The sequence below is a fragment of the Actinomycetota bacterium genome (assembly GCA_030682655.1).
In the GTDB taxonomy this organism is placed as follows: Bacteria; Actinomycetota; Coriobacteriia; order Anaerosomatales; family JAUXNU01; genus JAUXNU01.
Genome location: JAUXNU010000052.1, coordinates 1 through 1,940 on the forward strand (window position 1 = coordinate 1; position 1,940 = coordinate 1,940).

Annotated in this window: 2 protein-coding genes; both read left to right on the top strand. The window is 66.0% G+C overall.

Annotated features, from left to right (window positions below; genetic code table 11):
- Window positions 1-794, top strand: a 794-nt coding sequence (locus tag Q8K99_03005) for a PilZ domain-containing protein (GenBank protein MDP2181521.1), incomplete at its 5' end; no start/stop codon positions are given.
- The coding region (locus tag Q8K99_03010; protein MDP2181522.1) for a cellulose biosynthesis cyclic di-GMP-binding regulatory protein BcsB at window positions 791-1,940 on the top strand (1,150 nt) is incomplete at its 3' end. The genes Q8K99_03005 and Q8K99_03010, both read left to right, overlap by 4 nt.

Genomic DNA, 1,940 nt, shown 5'->3' on the forward strand with positions numbered 1-1,940 from the left:
CGATGCTCAACCCGCGGAAGCCCGCCTTCAAGATAACGCCGAAGGGCAAGACGGTGGACCACGAGTTCCTGAACCCCATGGCCACGGTCTTCTTCATGATCTGCCTGCTGAACCTCGTCGGCATCGGGTTCGCCGTGGTCAAGTGGGCCGCCTACCCGCTCTTCCGGGACGTCATCCTCATCGCCTTCGCGTGGTGCCTCTACAACACGATCCTGGGGATCATCACGCTCGGCGCCTTCTGGGAGCGGCAGCAACTCCGCCAGCACCACCGCGTACGCGCGAAGGGGATCGTGGATCTGCGCTTCGCGGGCGGGGCGCCCCCCCTCTCCGCCGCCTTCCACGATCTGTCCCTGACCGGCATCGGCGTGGAGTTGGACGGCCTGTTCCCTTCGCTCCACGGCGGGGAGGTGCAGGTGGAGGCGACCGACAGCTACGGCGTCCGGCACGCGCTCCATGCGCGCGTCCGGTCCAGCCGGGAGCACGACGGCCGGACCTTCATGGGCATTGAGTTCGTGCTGAACGATGCCACCTACCCGGGCATCGTGAACTTCGTGTACGGCGACAGCCGACGCTGGGCCGAGATCCTGGCGGACCGGTTCCGCCCGGTCCATTCGCTCCGCTTCACCGCCCGCGACATGTACCATTTCCTGCAGCGGGGGGTGCGAGGCAGCTACGAGCGGATACTCTACCTCGCGAAGGCGGCGCTTCCCGCCGCGGGAAACGCCCTGCGCGCTCTTGCCCCGCGGCTGCAGGCATATCACGCCCGTTTGAAAAGGAGCGAATCCCTGCCATGAATAACTTCCTGTTCAATGCGATCCTCATTGTATGCTTTGCCGCGACCGGCTACGCCGGGGAGTACAAGGTCCCCCTCTCTAAGCTTGCTCCGGTCGCCTCCGTCGACCTCCGGTGCACCCAGGACCAGTACGAGATCGCGGTCCCGGTCCCGGAGCGCTGGAAGGTGACCAGGGCCGTCCTGACGCTGGACTACATAAACTCCGCCAGCCTTATCAGCGACCGGTCCCACCTGATCGTCGCCATGAACGGCAGCCCGCTCGCCCAAATCCGGCTCGACCGGAAGGCCCCGGCAGGCAGGAAGCGGATAGAGGCGCCGCCGGCGCTCCTGAAGCCCGGCTACAACACGCTCCTCATCACGGCCGTGCAGCACTACGCGGCGGAGTGCGGGCAGGTCTGCGCGCCTAACCTCTGGACCACGGTCAACCTCCATGACTCCACCCTCGAGCTCAGCTACGACCTGAAGCCGGTCCCCCCGCGGCTGTCGGCGCTCTCCGATTTTCTGTTCGACCCGAAGATCATGCCGCAGGGCGATGTGCACATGGTCACCGGCCCGCTCACGTCCGACAACGCCACCATGGCCGCCATCGCGGCGGCGGGCATCGCCAGAAAGTTCGACTACCGGAAGGCCCTGTTCTCCGTTTCGCAGGAGCTCGTGCCGGGCAGGGACAACGTCCTGATCGCCGACAAGCAGTACGTCGAGTCGTTCCTGCGGCAGCGGGGCGTAACCCTGACCGTGACCGGCCCGTACCTGAAGATCCTCCCCCTGCCCCTGCTCAGCGGCGGGACGGACCCGGGGTACGCGCTGCTGGTCGTGTCCGGGAAAAACGCGGAGGAGATCAAGCTGGCGTCCAAGACGCTGGCCCACCTGAGCCTGCCCTTCCCGGGGAGCGACGACATGCTCGTGCGGGAGTTCAAGCTGCCCGACATCTCCCAGTACGGCGGGCGCCAGGTCCTGACCACCGACAAGGTCTACACCCTGAAGATGCTGAACTTCGGCAGCCATACCTTCGCCGGGTTCAACCCCAGTCCCCGGCACATCTCCTTCCGGCTTCCCGCCGACTTCCTGGTGAAGCCGAACCAGTACGCCAAGCTGAACCTGAATTTCGCGTACGGCGCCGGCATGCGCATCGACTCGGTCATGAACG